The organism is Kitasatospora sp. NPDC048407 (genome assembly GCF_043200475.1).
Taxonomy (GTDB): domain Bacteria; phylum Actinomycetota; class Actinomycetes; order Streptomycetales; family Streptomycetaceae; genus Kitasatospora.
Genome location: NZ_JBICXW010000009.1, coordinates 70788 through 88557, shown reverse-complemented (window position 1 = coordinate 88557; position 17770 = coordinate 70788). Strand labels below are relative to the sequence as shown.

Here is a 17770-nt window from a genome sequence, read left to right as displayed (position 1 = left end):
CGAAACTTTAGTGGAGGGCGCTCAACTCACCGGTCCACGCCGGTCAGTGCGGTCACCACCGGGTCCAGCGCGTCGAATATCTCCTCGCCGCAGTTGCGGAACATGCCGATCGGCGCCCCGTACGGGTCCCTCAGCTCATCCGATTCCGGTGCGGCGGCCAGCAGCCAGCCGCGCAGGGCGGCGGCCGAGCGGACCAGCGCGCGGGCGCGTTCGGTCAGCCGCGCGCCGTCCCTGGGGTCGGGCAGGGTCCGCGGATCGACCCTTTGCACCAACCGGGTGAACTCCTTCAGCGTGAAGGTGCGCAGACCCGCCGCGTGTCCCATCGAGATCACCTGCGCGCGGTGGTCCAGGGTCGCGGTCAGCACCAGGTCGGCGTCGATCACGTGTTCGTCGAGCAGCTCCCGCCCGGCGAAGCCGGCGCTGTCCGCGCCGTACTCACCCAGCACGGTGGCCGCGTGCGCCTCCATCGGGGCGCCCTCGTGGCCCCAGGTCCCGGCGCTCTCCACGACGATCCGGCCGCCCACCCGGGCGCCCAGCCGGGAGTCCAGCTCCAACCGCGCCAGGCGCTCGGCGATCGGGGAGCGGCAGATGTTGCCGGTGCAGACGAACAGGATCTTGAAGGTGTCCAGCGGGAGCGGCCCGGACGCCGGGAACGGCGCCAGGGCACTCCCCGCTCCGTACAACGGGGCGGCGGTCAACTGCCGGCCTCGACGTCCGGAGCGACCTCCCTCAGCTGCTCGACGCTGATCGCGCCCGCCCGCAGCACCACCGGCACCTTGCCGGTGACGTCGACGATGGTGGAGGCCGTGGCGTAGTCGGCCGTCCCGCCGTCGAGGTAGATCGACACCGCGTCACCGAGTTGCGCCTCGGCCGCGTCGCAGGTGGACGGGGACGGGCCGCCGGTCTTGTTGGCGGAGGACACCGCGAGCGGGCCGGTGGCGTTCAGCAGTTCCAGCGCGACCGGGTGCAGCGGCATCCGGACGGCGACGGTGCCCCGGGTCTCGCCCAGGTCCCAGCGCAGCGACGGCTGGTGCCGGGCCACCAGGGTCAGGCCGCCCGGCCAGAACGCGTCCACCAGCTCCCAGGCCTGCTCGGAGAAGTCGGTGACCAGCCCGTGCAGCGTGGTCGGCGAGCCGACCAGCACCGGCGAGGGCATGTTCCGCCCGCGCCCCTTGGCCGCCAGCAGCGCGCCGACCGCCTCCGGCGAGAACGCGTCCGCCGCGATCCCGTACAGCGTGTCGGTCGGCACCACCACCAGCTCCCCGCGGCGGATCGCCGTGGCGGCCTCACGCAGCCCGCTGGCGCGATCCTGGGCGTCGGAGCAGTCGTATCGGCGGCTCATCGGAGCAATCCCCTTCCGGTGAATTCAGTGGTGGTCTACAGCGAAGCGCGGCGCGCCGTTGTGCTGTGCCTGATGTTCACAACGAAGCCCTCCGGGCCGTTGTGAAGCGCGGCCGGTTGTTCAGGTCCCGGTGGTCGGCGGCGTCCGTCCAGCCGCCCTCCTCGCGGAAGATCCACGGAACCTGGCCGCCCTGGGTGTCCGCGTGTTCGATCACCACCGCGCCGCCGGGCCGCAGCAGCCGGGCGGCGACCCGCTCGATGCCGCGGATGGTGTCCAGGCCGTCCTCGCCGGAGAACAGCGACATCTGCGGGTCGTGGTCGCGGGCCTCGGGGGCGACGTACTCCCACTCGGTGAGCGGGATGTACGGCGGATTGCTGATCACCAGGTCGAACCGGCCGTCCCAGGCCCGGTCGTCGGCGAACGCCTTGGTGGCGTCGCCCTGGTGCAGGTGGACCCGGGCCCGGTCGGGGCTGGCCTCGATGTTGCGGCGGGTGTAGGCGATCGCGCCCTCGTCGAGCTCGAACGCGTGCACCGTGGAACGCGGCAGCTCCTGGGCGAGCGCCAGCGCGATCGCCCCGGAGCCGGTGCACAGGTCGACCACCAGCGGCTCGGCGACGTCCATCGCGCGGACCGCCTCTATCGCCCACTCGACCACTGTCTCGGTCTCCGGCCGGGGCACGAACACCCCGGGGCCGACCTCCAGTTCGAGGTAGCGGAAGAACGCCCGCCCGGTGATGTGCTGCAGCGGCTCGCGCTGCTCACGGCGGGAGATCGCCTCCCAGTAGCGGGCGTCGAAGTCCCCGTCCGGCACGGTATGCAGCTGGCTGCGCTTCACGCCGTGGATGTGCGCGGCCAGCTCCTCGGCGTCGAAACGCGGCGAGGGTACGCCGGCCGCGGCGAGGCGCTGGGTGGCCTGGGCCACCTCGGCGAGCAGCAGGTTCATCCCTCGGGCCCCTTAGGCTCAGTTCTCCTGCGCGGCGGCCAGCTTGGCCGCGGCGTCGGCGTCCACACAGGACTGGATCACCGCGTTCAGGTCGCCGTCCAGCACCTGGTCCAGGTTGTACGACTTGAACCCGGTGCGGTGGTCGGAGATGCGGTTCTCCGGGAAGTTGTACGTCCGGATCCGTTCGGAGCGGTCGACCGTGCGGACCTGGCTGCGGCGGGCGTCGGACGCCTCCCGCTCGGCCTCCTCCTGCGCGGCGGCCAGCAGCCGCGAACGCAGGATGCGCATCGCCTGCTCCTTGTTCTGCAGCTGGCTCTTCTCGTTCTGGCAGGACGCGACGATACCGGTCGGCAGGTGGGTGATCCGGACCGCGGAGTCGGTGGTGTTGACCGACTGCCCGCCCGGGCCGGAGGAGCGGTAGACGTCGATCCGCAGGTCGTTGGCGTGGATCTCCACCTCGACCTCCTCGGCCTCCGGGGTGACCAGCACGCCCGCGGCGGAGGTGTGGATGCGGCCCTGCGACTCGGTCGCGGGCACCCGCTGCACCCGGTGCACGCCACCCTCGTACTTCAGCTGCGCCCAGACGCCGTGGCCGGGCTCGGCGTTCCCCTTGGTCTTCACGGCCACCGAGACGTCCTTGTAGCCGCCGAGGTCGGACTCGTTGGCGTCGATGATCTCGGTCTTCCAGCCGACCCGCTCCGCGTACCGCAGGTACATCCGCAGCAGGTCACCGGCGAACAGCGCGGACTCCTCGCCGCCCTCACCCGCCTTGACCTCCAGGATGACGTCCTTGTCGTCGTTGGGGTCGCGCGGCACCAGCAGCAGCCGCAGCTCCTCGGTGAGCTCCGCCTGCTGCGCCTCGGACGCCTTCGCCTCGGCGATGAAGTCCGGGTCCTCGGCGGCGAGTTCACGCGCGGCGACGATGTCCTCGCCGGCCTGCCTCCAGGCCAGGTAGGTCCGGGTGATGGGGGTCAGCTCGGCGTACCGCTTGGCCAGCTTGCGCGCGTTCGCCTGGTCGGCGTGCACGGACGGATCGGCCAGCCTCTTCTCGAGGTCGGCGTGCTCGACGAGGAGCTCTTCGACTGCCTCGAACATCGGGTGGTCCTACTTCCGTGAGTGCCGAACAGGGGGTGCCCAACCTGGGTGCTGGGCAGGAGAGACGCGAACGGCGCCGGCCCGAACGCCCCCGTGCAGTACACGAGGGCGCCCGAGACCGGCGCCGTGGAAGCGCTAGGCCGACTTGTTGCCGGAAAGCTTCTTGCCGAAGCGCGCCTCGAAGCGGGCCACGCGGCCACCGGTGTCCAGAATCTTCTGCTTGCCGGTGTAGAACGGGTGGCAGTTCGAGCAGACCTCGGCGCGGATCTCACCGCTGGTCTCGGTCGAGCGAGTGGTGAACTCGTTGCCGCAGGTGCAGGTCACCTTGGTGACCACGTACTCCGGGTGAACGTTGGACTTCAACGGATTCTCCTAGCTGATCGGGAGGGCACCGGGTCGGCGAACATGGACATCCGCACGTGAACCGGGACCGACGGACCAGTGTGCCAGCACTGCCCGCTTCTTCCCAAACCGGGAGGGGGGTTGCGCTATTCCGCGCCCCGGTACGGGGCCGCCGCGCCGGGGCTGATCGACGCCCGGGCGGACGGGGAGGCCTCCGCCGGGTTGCTGGGCTGCTCGGAGACCACCGGGGTCGGCACCGGCTGGTCGACCCGCAGCGCCGCCCAGAGCTGCTGGGCGTCCGGGTTCTTCGGGGCCACCCGGTTCGGGTCGCTGGGGGCGTACGTCACGGGCAGTGTGACCATGGTCAGCTGATCCGGGCCGATCCGCTTCAGGGTCTGCGCCAGGCCCACCAGCGAGCTCACCGAGGCCAGGTCGGAGTCGGTGGTGAGCGACTTGGTGAGCTTGTCGCCGAGGCTCCACACCGCCATCGGATCGGTGGCCAGGCCCTGCGCGTCGATCCGGCCGAGCATGGCCTTCACCATCTCCTTCTGGAGCTCGATCCGCCCCAGGTCGCTGCCGTCGCCGACGCCGTGCCGGGTGCGGACGAACGCCAGCGCCTGTTGCCCGCCCAGGTGGTGGGTGCCGGCCGGCAGCTGGAGCCCGCTGTCCTGGTCGCTTATCGGCACGGTGGTGGTGACGTCCACCCCGCCGATCGCGTCGATCACCGAGGCGAAGCCGGCGAAGTCCAGCTCGACGAAGTGGTCCATCCGCATCCCGGTGAGCTGCTCGGTGGTCTTCACCGCGCAGACCGGTCCGCCGACCTCGAACGCCGAGTTGTACATCGCGCTGCGGACCGCCGGGACGGGCTTGCCGTCCGGACCGGTACAGGCGGGCCGGGCGACCAGGGTGTCGCGCGGTATGGAGACCACCGAGGCGGCCGTGTGCGTCTGGTTGACGTGCACCACCATGGCGGTGTCGGAGCGGGCGGTGTTCCCGGTGTCACCACCGGCCAGGTCGCCGTTGGCGCCGGCCCGGGAGTCCGAGCCGAGCACCAGCAGGTTGAACGAGCCGTCGGTGGAGGCGGGCGGCCGGGCACTGCCCAGTTGCCCGGAGATGTCGACGCCGTGCAGGTTCCGGTTCAGCTTCCAGTAGGCGAGCCCACCCAGTCCTGCGACCAGCAACAGCACGGCGACCAGCGCGAACAGCGCGATCCGCAGTCCGCGTCGACCCGTGAAGCGGGTCTTCCGGTGTTCGGCCATATCGCCTCATTTCACCTGGAGTGCGACCTTTCGAGCATAAGTGACGCACCGGTAGGGCGAGCGGGTTGCGAACCCCGCCTGAGAAAAGCCTGAGACCCCGCACCGCGCGCGGCGGTACGGGGTCTCAGCAGGGCGTAACCGGATCAGTCGCCGGAACCCGGGGTGTTCTTGGCGATCTGCATCAGGAACTCGGCGTTCGTCTTGGTCTGCTTCATCTTGTCCAGCAGCAGCTCGATCGCCTGCTGCGAGTCCAGAGCGTGCAGCACCCGGCGGAGCTTCCAGACGATGGAGAGCTCCTCGTGGCCGAGCAGGATCTCCTCCTTGCGGGTGCCGGAGGCGTCCACGTCGACGGACGGGAAGATGCGCTTGTCCGAGAGCTTCCGGTCGAGCTTGAGCTCCATGTTGCCGGTGCCCTTGAACTCCTCGAAGATCACCTCGTCCATCCGCGAGCCGGTCTCGACCAGCGCGGTGGCCAGGATGGTCAGCGAGCCGCCGTTCTCGATGTTGCGCGCGGCACCGAAGAACTTCTTCGGCGGGTACAGCGCGGTCGAGTCGACACCACCGGACAGGATGCGGCCGGAGGCGGGCGCGGCCAGGTTGTAGGCGCGGCCCAGACGGGTGATGGAGTCCAGCAGGATCACCACGTCGTGGCCCAGCTCCACCAGGCGCTTGGCACGCTCGATGGCGAGCTCGGCGACGGTGGTGTGGTCCTCGGCCGGGCGGTCGAAGGTCGAGGAGATGACCTCGCCCTTCACCGACCGCTGCATGTCGGTGACCTCTTCCGGACGCTCGTCGACCAGGACGACCATCAGGTGGCACTCGGGGTTGTTGTGGGTGATCGCGTTGGCGATCGCCTGCATGATCATGGTCTTACCGGTCTTCGGCGGGGCCACGATCAGACCACGCTGGCCCTTGCCGATCGGCGACACCAGGTCGATGATCCGGGTGGTCAGCACGCCCGGGTCGGTCTCCAGGCGCAGCCGCTCCTGCGGGTACAGCGGGGTCAGCTTGCCGAACTCGGGGCGGCCGCGGCCGCTGTCCGGGTCCATGCCGTTGACGGAGTCCAGGCGCACCATGGCGTTGAACTTCTCGCGGCGCTCGCCGTCCTTCGGCTGCCGGACGGCGCCGGTGATGGCGTCACCCTTGCGCAGGCCGTGCTTGCGGACCTGGGCCAGCGAGACGTAGACGTCGTTCTGGCCGGGCAGGTAGCCGGAGGTCCGGACGAACGCGTAGTTGTCGAGGATGTCCAGGATGCCCGCGACCGGGATCAGGACGTCGTCGTCGCTCAGCGGGACCTCGGGGCCGGTCGTGCCCTCGAAGCCGTCGCGGCGACGGCCCCGGCGGTCGCGGTAGCGGCCACGGCGGCCGCGGCGGCCGTCGCCGAACTCGTCGTCGTCGTAGCCGCCCTGCTGCTGGGCGCCGCCGCCCTGCTGCTGGCCCTGGCTCTGGCCCTGCTGCTGGCCCTGCTGGCGGGACTGGCCGCCGTCCTGCTGCTGGCCGCCGCCCTGCTGCCGGTCGGCGCGGTCGCGCTCACGGCGGTTGCGGCGGTCCCGGCGGGACTCGCGCAGTTCGCCGTCGCTGTCGGCCGCGGCGGTCTCGGTGCGCTCGGCACGCTCGGTGCGCTCGCCGCCCTCGCGGCGGTCGCGGCGGTCCCGGCGCTCGCGGCGCTCGGAACGGCCCTCGCCCTCGGCGGCCTGGCGCTGGCCCTCGGCCTTGGCCTCGGCGGCCGGCTGGGCCTGCTCGGTGGTGGTGGTGGCCGCGGCCTCGGCGGTCGGCGCACCGGCGGCGGCGGTGGCGCGGCGGCGCGGACGCTCGGTCCGGGTGGTGGCGGCCGCGGTGTCGGCGGCGGCCTGCACCGGGATCTCGATCTGCGCCTGCGGCTGCGGCTCGGTGGCGGCGGCGGTGCGGGCGCGGCGGGCCGGCTTCTCCTTCTCCTCCGCGGCGGCCGGAGCGGCCTCGGCGGCGGGAGCAGCCGACTTGGCGGCCTTCTTGGCGGCCGGAGCGGCGGGGGCGGAGCCGCCCGCGAGCAGCGGGTCTCCGCCGCTCTTCTCCTTGATGGCCTCGATCAGCTGGCTCTTGCGCATCCGTCCGGTACCGCTGATCCCGAGGGTCGAGGCGAGCTTCTGGAGCTCGGCCAGGACCAGGCCGTCCAGGCCGGCGGCAGCGGTACGACGGCGTCGCGCCGGAGCCGCGGGGGCGGCGGCTGCGTCCGACGCCTCGGCGTCCGGGCGCGCGCCCATCAGATCGGTGGTGTCGCTCACTAAGGGTCCTTCCCTGGAGCGGACGTCGGCCTGTCTGGCACGGCGACCGGTTGTGCTGTCCTGTCCAACGTCTCTGTGCGCTGGTCAGGGGCTGGATTCCCGCGGAAGGCTGGTCCTTCCGGGGAGCTGCGAAGTGCGGTGCACTGTGGTGCGAAGGTGGCGCGGACGGCCGGTACCGACCTCGCTGCGCCTTGTTGATGCCCGGGCCCCCGTCGCGCGGCGGCAGTTCGGGCCCCGCCCGGCCAGGCCTCAGTGCAGAGGCTGCGGGTGGGAGTCTGGTGCCGTCACGGCTTCGGGATGGGCCGCAGTTGCGCAGGCAGGCTGCGTACGCAGTGTGGCGGGCTCCCGGAGAATCGTGATCCCGAGCTTCCGGCCCCCGTGCGGACGGGGGAACGGGATCGGGATGCGTCGCACCGGGCCCCGGAGGGCATCTGGTGCAGCAATGAGGTTAACACTACCGACCCCCTGACACATTCCCCAGCCCTTTGTTTGTCAATCGTGTCCGTCTCACATGTCGAGCGGCAGAACCGTCGCGCCGGTGCGGTCGAGCTCCAGCCGGTGCGCCGCGAACTGCGGCCCCGCGAAGTTGAGCAGCTTCTCCGCGCCGGCCTCGTCGGCGAGGGCGAGCACCGTCGGTCCGGCACCCGAGATGACGGCCGGCACGCCCTCGGCGCGCAGCGTGGCGACCAGGGCGGCGCTGTCGGGCATGGCGGAGGCCCGGTAGTCCTGGTGCAGGCGGTCCTCGGTGGCGGTGAGCAGCAGTTCGGGGCGGCGGGTGAGCGCCTCGACCAGCAGTGCGGCGCGGCCGGCGTTGACGGCGGCGTCGGAGAGCGGAACGGTCTTGGGGAGGAGACCGCGCGCCGTTTCGGTGAGCACCTCGGTCGAGGGCACGAACACGACCGGAACCACTCGGTCGGAGGGGTCGAGCGTGATGGTGCGGGCGGTGCCGTCCTCGGTCCAGGCGACGGTGAAGTTACCGCGCAGGCAGGCCGCGACGTTGTCGGGGTGGCCCTCCAGCTCGGAGGCGAGGGCGAGCAGCGCGTCGTCGTCGAGGGCGGAAGCGCCGCCGATGGTGACCGCGCGGGCGGCGACGATGCCGGCGCAGATCGCCGCGGACGAGGAGCCCAGGCCGCGGCCGTGCGGTATGCGGTTGGCGCAGACCACTTCGAGGCCGCGGGGCTGTCCGCCGAGCCGGTCGAAGGCGGCGCGCAGCGAGCGGACCAGCAGGTGGCGCTCGTCGCGGGGCAGGGTGTCGGCGCCCTCGCCGGCGATGTCCACGCTCAGGCCGGAGTCGGCGACCCGGACCACCACGTCGTCGTAGAGCCCGAGGGCGAGGCCGAAAGCGTCGAAGCCGGGGCCGAGGTTGGCGCTGGTCGCGGGAACGCGGACCCGGACGGCGGCGGCGCGGAACGCGGGACCGGCCATGCGGTGGACACTCCTGAAAAGTGGGGGCGGCCCGGACGACGGGGCCTGCGGTGGTACGACGGCGGGTTGGTCGAAGGGAGCGCGCAGCATGGCGCGGCCCGCCGGGGTCCAGCGTATCGAAGAGAGGTTCCAGAGCGGTACACCCTGCCCGGCCCGGATCTTCCGTGTTGCCACAAGAAGCGGAAAAGCGCCGGTCGGATGACCTGAAAGCAGCGCAGATGCGGTTGAGCGGCGGGCCCGATCAGGCCCGCCACTCAAGGGCGTTGACGCAGGATCAGTCGAGCAGGCCGAGGCTGCGGGCGGCCGTCTCGGGGTCGATCGGGACGATCTGCGGCTGCGGCGCGCCGGCCACCGCCCAGTCCGGGTCCTTGAGGCCGTTGCCGGTGACGGTGCAGACGATCCGCTGGCCGGGGTCGACCAGTCCGGCCTCGGCCTTGGCGAGCAGGCCGGCCACCGAGGCGGCCGAGGCGGGCTCCACGAAGACGCCCTCCCGCGCGGCCAACAGGCGGTAGGCGGACAGGATCTGGCGGTCCGTCACCTTGTCGATCAGGCCGCCGGACTCGTCCCGGGCGGCCAGCGCGAAGTCCCAGGAGGCGGGGTTGCCGATCCGGATCGCGGTGGCGATGGTCTGCGGCTTGAGCACCGGGGCGCCGTCCACGATGGGTGCGGAGCCGGCCGCCTGGAAGCCCCACATCCGCGGGGTCTTGGTGGAAAGGCCGTCGGCCGCATATTCGCGGTAACCCCGCCAGTAGGCGGTGATGTTGCCGGCGTTGCCGACCGGGAGGACGTGGATGTCGGGGGCGTCGCCGAGCATGTCGACGATCTCGAAGGCGGCGGTCTTCTGGCCCTCGATGCGCACCGGGTTGACCGAGTTGACCAGGGCGACCGGGTACTTCTCGGAGAGTTCGCGGGCGAGGGTCAGGCAGTCGTCGAAGTTGCCGTCCACCTGGAGGATCTTCGCGCCGTGCACCAGCGCCTGGCCCATCTTGCCGAGGGCGATCTTGCCCTGCGGGACGAGCACGGCGGACACCATGCCGGCCCGGACCGCGTAGGCGGCGGCGGAGGCGGAGGTGTTGCCGGTGGAGGCGCAGATGACGGCCTGGGCGCCGTCCTCCTTGGCCTTGGAGATGGCCATGGTCATCCCGCGGTCCTTGAAGGAGCCGGTCGGGTTGGCGCCTTCGACCTTGAGGTAGACCTCGCAGCCGGTGCGCTCGGAGAGCACCTGGGCGGGGACGAGGGGCGTGCCGCCCTCGAGCAGGGTGACCACGGGGGTGGAGTCGGTGACCGGGAGGCGGTCGCGGTACTCCTCGATGAGGCCGCGCCACTGGTGGGTGTGGGTGCCTCGGGCAGCGTTTTCGGCGTTCATGGTTCTTCCTACTCCCCTTCGACCCGCATGATGCTGGCCACGTCGCGCACGCTGTCCAGTGCGCGGAGCTTGTCGACCGTCGCCGACAGGGCGGCGTCGGTGGCGCGGTGGGTGACCACGACGAGTGCGGCGTCGCCGTCGCGGCCCTGCTGGCGCACGGTGTCGATGGAGACGCCGTGCTCGGCGAAGACCGAGGCGACCTGGGCGAGCACGCCGGCCCGGTCGTCCACGTCGAGGCTGACGTGGTAGCGGGTGACCACCTGGTCCATCGGCTTGGCGGGCAGCTGGGTGTAGACCGAGTCGCCGGGGCCGGTGGTGCCGTTGACCTTGTTGCGGCAGACCGCGACCAGGTCGCCGAGGACCGCGGAGGCGGTCGGCGAGCCGCCCGCGCCGGGGCCGTAGAACATCAGCCGGCCGGCCGCCTCGGCCTCGACGAACACCGCGTTGTACGCCTCGCGGACGGAGGCCAGCGGGTGGCTGAGCGGGATCATCGCCGGGTGCACCCGGGCGGTGACCGAGCTGCCGTCGGCGGAGCGCTCGCAGATCGCCAGCAGCTTGACCACGCAGCCCATCTCCTTGGCGGAGGCGATGTCGGCGGCGGAGACCTCGGTGATGCCCTCGCGGTAGACGTCCGCGGCGGTCACCTTGGTGTGGAAGGCGATGCCGGCCAGGATGGCGGCCTTCGCGGCGGCGTCGAAGCCCTCCACGTCGGCGGTCGGGTCGGCCTCGGCGTAGCCCAGTGCGGTGGCCTCCTCCAGCGCTTCGGAGTACCCGGCGCCGGTGGAGTCCATCTTGTCGAGGATGAAGTTGGTGGTGCCGTTGACGATGCCCAGCACCCGGTTCACCTTGTCGCCGGCCAGCGACTCGCGCAGCGGGCGCAGCAGCGGGATGGCGCCGGCCACGGCGGCCTCGTAGTAGAGGTCGACGCCGGCCTCGGCGGCCGCGGCGTGCAGTTCGGCGCCGTCCTTGGCGAGCAGTGCCTTGTTGGCGGAGACCACCGAGGCGCCGCCCTGGAAGGCTTTCAGGATCAGCGATTTGGACGGCTCGATGCCGCCCACGACCTCGATCACCACGTCGATGTCGTCGCGGCCGACCAGGGCCTCGGCGTCGGTGGTGAGCAGGTGCTCGGGCACCCCGGGACGGGGGCGCCCGGCCCGCCGTACCGCGATGCCGGCGAGCTCCACCGGGGCGCCGATGCGCGCGGCGAGGTCGTCGGCTGTCGTCGTCATGATGCGCGCCACCTCGGAGCCCACCACACCACAGCCCAGCAACGCCACCTTCAGCGGGCGCGTACGCATCATCCGACTCCGCTCTGCATTCTTCGGTCCCCGCCGGGGCGATTCGGTTTCCCCGGGGGCTTTCCTGTCCCCACCAGTCTCCGGGACTTTCCGCACGGATCTACGGCTGGTCCACGTTCTGAGACGAAAATTTCGTCAGCCGATATCGAGCCGCAGGAGATCCTCCTCCGTTTCGCGGCGGACGATCACTCGGGCCGCACCGTCCGCGACGGCCAGCACGGGGGGCTTGAGGGCGTGGTTGTAGTTGCTCGCCATCGACCGGCAGTAGGCGCCGGTGGCGGGCACCGCGATCAGGTCGCCGGGCGCCAGGTCGGCGGGCAGGAAGGCGTCCCGGACCACGATGTCGCCGGACTCGCAGTGCTTGCCGACCACCCTGACCAGCATCGGTTCGGCCTCGCTGGTGCGGGAGACCAGCGCCACCGAGTACTCGGCGTCGTACAGCGCGGTGCGGATGTTGTCGGACATGCCGCCGTCCACGCTGACGTAGGTGCGCAGGCCCTCCAGGTGCTTGACGGTGCCGACCTCGTACAGCGTGAAAGCGGTCGGGCCGACGATCGCCCGGCCGGGCTCCACCGAGATCCGAGGGGCCGTCAACTGTGCTGCCGTGCACTCGCGTCGGACGATCTCACCGAGCGAGACGGCGATCTCAGCGGGCTCGCGCGGATCGTCGTCGGGGGTGTACGCGATGCCGAGGCCGCCGCCGAGGTCGATCTCCGGCAGTTCGACGCCGTGCTCGTCGCGGACCTCGGCGAGCAGGCCGACCACCCGGCGGGCGGCGACCTCGAAACCGGCGAAGTCGAAGATCTGCGAGCCGATGTGCGAGTGGATGCCGCGCAGCTCCAGCGAGGGCTTGGCCAGCACCCGGCGGACCGCCTCGGCGGCCAGGCCGCCGGAGAGCGAGAGGCCGAACTTCTGGTCCTCGTGCGCGGTGGCGATGAACTCATGGGTGTGCGCCTCGACGCCGACGGTGATCCGGATCAGCACCGGCTGGCGGACGCCCCGCGCCGCGGCGATCTCCGCCAGGCGGTCGATCTCCTGGAACGAGTCGACCACGATGTGCCCGACGCCGGCCCGCACGGCCTGCTCCAGCTCCCGCACCGACTTGTTGTTGCCGTGCAGCGCGATCCGCTCCCCCGGCATGCCGGCCGCCAGCGCGACCTGCAGCTCGCCCGAGGAGCACACGTCGACGTTGAGGCCCTCCTCGTGCAGCCAGCGCACCACGGCCTTGGACAGGAACGCCTTGCCCGCGTAGTACACGTCCGCGTCGTCGCCGAACGCGTCCCGCCAGGCCCGGGCGCGGGCCCGGAAGTCGGCCTCGTCCAGCACGTACGCGGGGGTGCCGAACTCGGCGGCCAGGGTGCGGACATCGACGCCGCCGACGGTGGCGACGCCGTCCGCGTCACGGGTGACGGTGCGCGACCAGATCTTCGGGTCGAGGGCGTTCAGGTCGGCGGGCGGGGCCTGGTAGTGGCCCTCGGGCAGCACGTCGCCGTGCCGGGGACCTGCGGGGTGTGCGGAGCGAGACATGTGCGGAACTTCCTCGACCTATGGCGAGGGGCGGCGACCGGTCTCCGTCGACCGGTCCGCCGCCCCCGCTGTGCTGCGCTTGGGGGTTGTGGTGCTTTACATCCGCTCGGGCGCGGATACGCCGAGCAGACCGAGGCCGTTGGCGAGCGTCGTTCGCGTGGCGTCGGCGAGCCAGAGGCGGGCGTGCGTGAGGTCGGTGACCTGCTCGTCGCCCTTCGGCAGAATCTGGCAGTTGTCGTAGAACCGGTGGTAGGAGCGGGCCAGTTCGGTCAGGTAGGTGGCCACGTGGTGCGGGGCGCGCTCCTCACCGGACCGGGCCACCACCCGCGGGAACTCGCCGAGCCGGCCGAGCAGGTCGTTCTCCCACTCGGTGTCCAGCAGCTCCGGTTTGAAGTCCGCGCTGCGGATGACGCCCTTGTCCACCGCGTTGCGCTGCACGGAACACATCCGGGCGTGCGCGTACTGCACGTAGAAGACCGGGTTGTCGTTGCTCTGGCGGGTGACCAGGTCGATGTCGATGGTGATGGTGGAGTCGGTGGACTGCCGCACCAGCATGAAGCGGGCGGCGTCCACGCCGATCCAGTCGACCACGTCGTCGATCGTGATGATGTTGCCCGCGCGCTTGGAGAGTCGGACCTCCTTGCCGTCGCGCAGCATCTTCACGAACTGGCCGATCATCACCTCGATGTTGCGGTCCATGTCGTCGCCGGCGCAGGCCGCGATGGCCTTCAGGCGGTTGACGTAGCCGTGGTGGTCGGCGCCGAGCATGTAGACCGAGACCTCCGCGCCGCGGTCCCGCTTGCTCAGGTAGTAGGCGGCGTCGGCGGCGAAGTAGGTGGTCTCGCCGTCGGCCTTGATCAGGACGCGGTCCTTGTCGTCGCCGAAGTCGGTGGTGCGCAGCCAGATCGCGCCGTCCCGGTCGAAGACGTGGCCCTGCTCGCGCAGCCGCTCCATGGCCTGCTGAACGGCGCCGGAGTCGTGCAGCGTCTTCTCGGAGAACCAGGTGTCGAAGTGCACGCCGAACTCGGCCATCGACCGCTGGATCTCGGCGACCATCAGCTTCAGGCCCTCGGTGCGGAAGGCCAGCAGCTGCTCGTCCTCGGGCAGCTCCAGGATGCCGGGCACGCCGTCGGTGACGGCCTTGGCGATGTCGGCGATGTACTCGCCGACGTAGCCGTCCTCCGGAACGGGCTGTCCGTTCGCGGCGGCCTTCAGCGACTTGGCGAACTTGGTGATCTGCACGCCGGCGTCGTTGAGGTAGTACTCGGTGGCCACCTCGGCGCCGGACGCCTTGAGGACGCGGGCCAGCGAGTCGCCGACGGCCGCCCAGCGGACGCCGCCGATGTGGATCGGGCCGGTCGGGTTCGCCGAGACGAACTCCAGGTTGATGTTCAGGCCCTTGAGCGCGTCGTTGCGGCCGTACGCCTCGCCCGCCTCGACGATGGTGCGCGCCAGCTCGCCCTGAGTGGCCGCGTCCAGCGTGATGTTCAAGAAGCCGGGACCGGCGATGTCGACCTTCGCGACGCCGGCGATCTCTCGCAGGCGGGCGGACAGGATCTCCGCGACGGCTCGCGGCGGCTTGCCGGCCGGCTTCGCGAGCTGGAGGGCCACGTTGGTGGCGTAATCGCCGTGGTCCCTGTTCTTGGGCCGCTCGACCGTCACGTGCGCGGGCACGTCGACGGTCAGCTCGCCGGCCTGGATGGCGGCGCTGACGGCGGCCTGGACTGCCTGGGAGAGTTCTGCGGGTGTCACGGGCCCAAGCCTAGGCGAGAGGGGGTGGTCGCCCGCCACTCGGTTTGCCGAGTGGGACGCGCGTCGTGCCGCCCGGTGTGCTTCGTCTCGTCGAACAGCGCCGCAGACCGGCACATCTCACGGGCGTGACTCGTCCGGCGGAACAAGTTCCTGCGACTGTTCGCTCAGGGCGAAATCTCGTACGGTTTGAACGGGCGGGACGGGTATCGAGGGCGCGGTGCTGCCGAAGTCGTACGCGAAACGGCGCCCCGCCGCGGGCCGGCGGTCCATCGCCCGCAGGCGGCGCACCAGTTCGATCAGGTCCGCCGGGTCGAACGGCTTCGCCAGATAGCCGTCCACCCCCACCGAGGCACCCCGCTCCAGATCCGCCGGGGTGCAGGCGCTCACGATCGCGATCGGCAGGTGCGCGGTCTCCCAGGCGGCGCGCAGCCGGGCCGCCGTGCGCAGCCCGTCCAGCCGGGGCATCACCACGTCCAGCGTCACCACGTCCGGCGCGACCCGGCGGACCACCTCCAGGCATTCGGCACCGTCGGCGGCGGTCACCACCTCGAAGCCCTCCAGCTCCAGGTTGACCGTGATCAGCCGACGGATCGCCTCGCTGTCGTCCACCACGAGGACCCGCCCCGACGCCGCCGCCACCTCACCGAGGGTAGCCGCGCCCCACCCCGCCCGTCCGGCCTTTGCCCGACTTGCCGATCGCCCCCTGACGGCCCGTCCGGCCCCGCTGCCGGAAACCCGTGCACGGACCACGGAGTTTCCCTGGTAGTGTTTTCCCCGCAAGGCCGGGCGATCACAGATCACCCAGGCCCCCGTAGCTCAGGGGATAGAGCACCGCCCTCCGGAGGCGGGTGCGTAGGTTCGAATCCTACCGGGGGCACTTCGCAGCAAGTGCGTGAACGAGGCTCAAGTCCAAGGGACTTGGGCCTTTTTCGTTGTCCTTCGCGCTCCCCCGACCGGTACGCTCCCCCGACACCTGCACGAGGGGGGAACCACCATGACCAACACCGTTCCGAACCTGTCGGACGACCGACTGGCCTGGCTGGCGGTCCGCGACCAGCTGAACAAGAAGGCCCGCCGGCCCGGGGCGTTCGGCTGGTTCACCGCGATCTTCGCCTTCCGCGGCGGATCGGCCGGACGGCAGGCGGCCGGGATGGCCGGGGACATGCGGCGCGACGCGGCCTCGGCGAAGCTGCACGAATACGCCTTCGCCGTGGACATCGCGGCCGAGTCACTCACCGCCGCCGAACGCGCGCACCTGCGGGCCACCGGCGAAGTCCCGCCGCATTTCCTGGCCGAGGTCGAACGCCGGGTGGCCGAGCGCAAGAAGCGCTGAGGCAGCGTCAACTCGGCTTCCGCTTGCGGTGATCGCCGCGCAGCACCAGGGCCGGGGTGGCCGGGTCGTAGGCTCCGCAGGCGGTGGTGGACCAGGGGGACCACTGGCGGGGGACGGCGAAGTACGGGACCAGCACGGGGCCCTTGCGACCGGGGGCGGCCTTGGCGGGGAGCAGCGCGGGCAGCACGTCGGGGGTCTGGCCGGCCAGGATCGCGGTGCGGCAGGAGCGGCAGGCGGGGCGCCGGTCCGCGGCGGCCTCCCGGACGGTGGTGTGGGCCCGTTGCCGGGTCTTGCGGTTCTTCGGCGCTTCCGCCGCGCTCTCGGCGGGGCCGTGCAGCGGGTTGTAGTAGCAGCGGACGACGAGCGGGCCTGGGCGCTGTCCGGCGTGCAACAGGTGGGCGGCGGCCAGGCGTTCGACGGCCTGCTCGGCCAGCACCACGGCGGCGGCCAGGTCGGGCAGGTCGGTGTCGCGGTGCTCGGCGGCGTCGAGCAGCCGGCCGGCCGCCTCGTACGCCTCCAACGCCCACTGGTAGGCCCGGCGGGCGGCGGACTCCTCGGTGGGGAGCTGGAGTTCGGCGGCCCGGAAGACCGCGCCGGCGGTGGTGACCCGCTCGGCGGCGAGGTCGCGCAGCCGGTCCCGGAGGGCTTCCCACTCCCCCAGCACCAGGGCGTTGTGCTCGCGGATCTCCCGGCGGCTCGGGTGGTGTTCGGATGTCGGGGCGGGCCCCGCGGCTTTCAGGAACCACCAGCGGCGGAACACCGCGCCTCCCCCTCGTCTGCGTCGTCGCCCCATTGTGGGTGACGGCCCCGAGGGATTCCAGGGTTGGTCAGCTCGCGCGGGTGACCAGGTCGGCGACGGTGTGGTCGAAGTAGGCGCTGTAGGAGGTGCCGTCGGTGTCGCCGCCCTGCTGGTAGCCGCCGATGACGCCGATCACCTGCCCGGTGGCCGCGTCGATGAACGGGCCGCCACTGGTGCCGCCGGGGAAGGACGGGCCGTCGATGCGCCGCTGGAAGGTGTCCTCGCGGCTGGTGACGTTGGTGCACAGTATCGGCTTCTCGGCGCCGTCCGGGTAGCCGTACAGGCGGGTCTGCACCGTCCAGGCGGCGTTGATGCCGAGCGGGTTGCCGCCGACCACGTCCTCGATCCGCTGCCCGTTGCTGGGGGCGACGGCAAGGACGGCGAAGTCCTCGTCGGGGTCGTTGCCGTTCTGCCAGCCGTCCGCGGTGAACACCTTGCTGACTTGCCAACTCCCGAACGGGGCCTGGCCGTCGTGGTAGCCGGGGACGAAGGTGATGCTGCTGACGCCGGACAGGCAGTGCGCGGCGGTGAGGATCAGGTTGCGCCCGGGGCTGTCGATGACGCTGGCCGTGCAGAAGTGGTTGCCCGGCCCGATGTCGCCGGTGAACAGCGCGCCGACCCGGACCGACTCGGTGTTGACGGCGGCGTCGGCGGTGACGCCGAGCTTCACGTCCGGCGGCGCGAAGGGCGGGATCTGCCGGCTGAGACCCGCGCTGGGGTCGGCGGACCCTGCGGCGGCGCCGGGCTGCTCGCTCGCACCGGTCTCCTCACCGGCACTCGGGCTCGGGCTCGCGTCGACCGTGGCGCCCGTGACGGGGACGGGCGCCGGGGCCGAGGCGGCCATCGCGACGCTGTCGGCGCTGGTCCGCTGCCGCGGGTCGCGCACGTGGACGGAGAACAGCCCGGCGACGGCTATCACGCCGACCACGCCGACGGCGAGGACCGAGCTGAGGACGACCGGGCGTAGCGAACGGCGCTTGCGCTGCTTGGCGTGCCGTCCCATGGTGCCCCGTTCCTGCCGACCGGAG

The 17770-nt window shown here is 71.7% G+C and carries 16 protein-coding genes and 1 tRNA gene; 2 read left to right on the top strand and 15 right to left on the bottom strand.

Annotation, left to right across the window (positions count from 1 at the left end; genetic code table 11):
• Positions 1 to 26 precede the first annotated feature (26 nt).
• The 13 genes from ACGFWJ_RS18605 to ACGFWJ_RS18545 form a co-directional block, all read right to left on the bottom strand.
• A complete protein-coding gene (locus ACGFWJ_RS18605; RefSeq protein WP_392950968.1) occupies positions 27 to 662 on the bottom strand; it encodes a protein-tyrosine-phosphatase in 636 nt (211 codons plus the stop codon).
• Positions 663 to 694: 32 nt separating this feature from the next.
• Positions 695 to 1342: an L-threonylcarbamoyladenylate synthase gene (locus ACGFWJ_RS18600; RefSeq protein WP_387637294.1), complete on the bottom strand. Its 648-nt coding sequence runs from the start codon at positions 1340 to 1342 to the stop codon at positions 695 to 697.
• Between the two features lie 76 nt (positions 1343 to 1418).
• Positions 1419 to 2285: a peptide chain release factor N(5)-glutamine methyltransferase gene (gene prmC / locus ACGFWJ_RS18595; RefSeq protein WP_043916027.1), complete on the bottom strand. Its 867-nt coding sequence runs from the start codon at positions 2283 to 2285 to the stop codon at positions 1419 to 1421.
• Positions 2286 to 2303: 18 nt separating this feature from the next.
• Positions 2304 to 3380, bottom strand: a complete 1077-nt coding sequence (gene prfA / locus ACGFWJ_RS18590) for a peptide chain release factor 1 (RefSeq protein WP_392950699.1) — start codon at positions 3378 to 3380, stop codon at positions 2304 to 2306.
• Between the two features lie 135 nt (positions 3381 to 3515).
• Positions 3516 to 3743 carry a 50S ribosomal protein L31 gene (rpmE, locus tag ACGFWJ_RS18585; protein WP_035866123.1) on the bottom strand — a complete coding sequence of 76 codons (228 nt, stop codon included), beginning with the start codon at positions 3741 to 3743 and terminating at the stop codon, positions 3516 to 3518.
• 125 nt (positions 3744 to 3868) lie between these two features.
• Positions 3869 to 4981 (bottom strand): LCP family protein, encoded by a 1113-nt coding sequence (locus ACGFWJ_RS18580; RefSeq protein ID WP_392950695.1) that lies wholly within the window; start codon positions 4979 to 4981, stop codon positions 3869 to 3871.
• Positions 4982 to 5124: 143 nt separating this feature from the next.
• Positions 5125 to 7242, bottom strand: coding sequence for a transcription termination factor Rho (gene rho / locus ACGFWJ_RS18575; protein WP_392950692.1), 2118 nt, complete (start codon positions 7240 to 7242; stop codon positions 5125 to 5127).
• Positions 7243 to 7749: 507 nt separating this feature from the next.
• Positions 7750 to 8667, bottom strand: coding sequence for a homoserine kinase (thrB, locus tag ACGFWJ_RS18570; RefSeq protein WP_387637304.1), 918 nt, complete (start codon positions 8665 to 8667; stop codon positions 7750 to 7752).
• Between the two features lie 274 nt (positions 8668 to 8941).
• Positions 8942 to 10033 (bottom strand): threonine synthase, encoded by a 1092-nt coding sequence (gene thrC / locus ACGFWJ_RS18565; protein ID WP_392950689.1) that lies wholly within the window; start codon positions 10031 to 10033, stop codon positions 8942 to 8944.
• Between the two features lie 8 nt (positions 10034 to 10041).
• A complete protein-coding gene (locus ACGFWJ_RS18560) occupies positions 10042 to 11334 on the bottom strand; it encodes a homoserine dehydrogenase (RefSeq protein ID WP_387637308.1) in 1293 nt (430 codons plus the stop codon).
• A 132-nt stretch (positions 11335 to 11466) separates the two neighbouring features.
• Positions 11467 to 12858 (bottom strand): diaminopimelate decarboxylase, encoded by a 1392-nt coding sequence (gene lysA / locus ACGFWJ_RS18555; protein ID WP_387865468.1) that lies wholly within the window; start codon positions 12856 to 12858, stop codon positions 11467 to 11469.
• 96 nt (positions 12859 to 12954) lie between these two features.
• Positions 12955 to 14610: an arginine--tRNA ligase gene (gene argS / locus ACGFWJ_RS18550; protein ID WP_392950684.1), complete on the bottom strand. Its 1656-nt coding sequence runs from the start codon at positions 14608 to 14610 to the stop codon at positions 12955 to 12957.
• Between the two features lie 117 nt (positions 14611 to 14727).
• Positions 14728 to 15249, bottom strand: a complete 522-nt coding sequence (locus ACGFWJ_RS18545; protein ID WP_392950681.1) for a response regulator — start codon at positions 15247 to 15249, stop codon at positions 14728 to 14730.
• Between the two features lie 166 nt (positions 15250 to 15415).
• On the opposite strand from ACGFWJ_RS18545, the gene ACGFWJ_RS18540 reads away from it, so the two are divergent.
• Positions 15416 to 15487: transfer RNA gene (locus tag ACGFWJ_RS18540), tRNA-Arg, on the top strand.
• Positions 15488 to 15604: 117 nt separating this feature from the next.
• Positions 15605 to 15943, top strand: a complete 339-nt coding sequence (locus ACGFWJ_RS18535; protein WP_387637318.1) for a hypothetical protein — start codon at positions 15605 to 15607, stop codon at positions 15941 to 15943.
• A 7-nt stretch (positions 15944 to 15950) separates the two neighbouring features.
• On the opposite strand, the gene ACGFWJ_RS18530 is transcribed toward ACGFWJ_RS18535, so the two are convergent.
• A complete protein-coding gene (locus ACGFWJ_RS18530) occupies positions 15951 to 16703 on the bottom strand; it encodes a hypothetical protein (RefSeq protein ID WP_387637320.1) in 753 nt (250 codons plus the stop codon).
• Between the two features lie 67 nt (positions 16704 to 16770).
• A complete protein-coding gene (locus tag ACGFWJ_RS18525; protein ID WP_392950676.1) occupies positions 16771 to 17745 on the bottom strand; it encodes a trypsin-like peptidase domain-containing protein in 975 nt (324 codons plus the stop codon).
• Between the last annotated feature and the right edge of the window lie 25 nt (positions 17746 to 17770).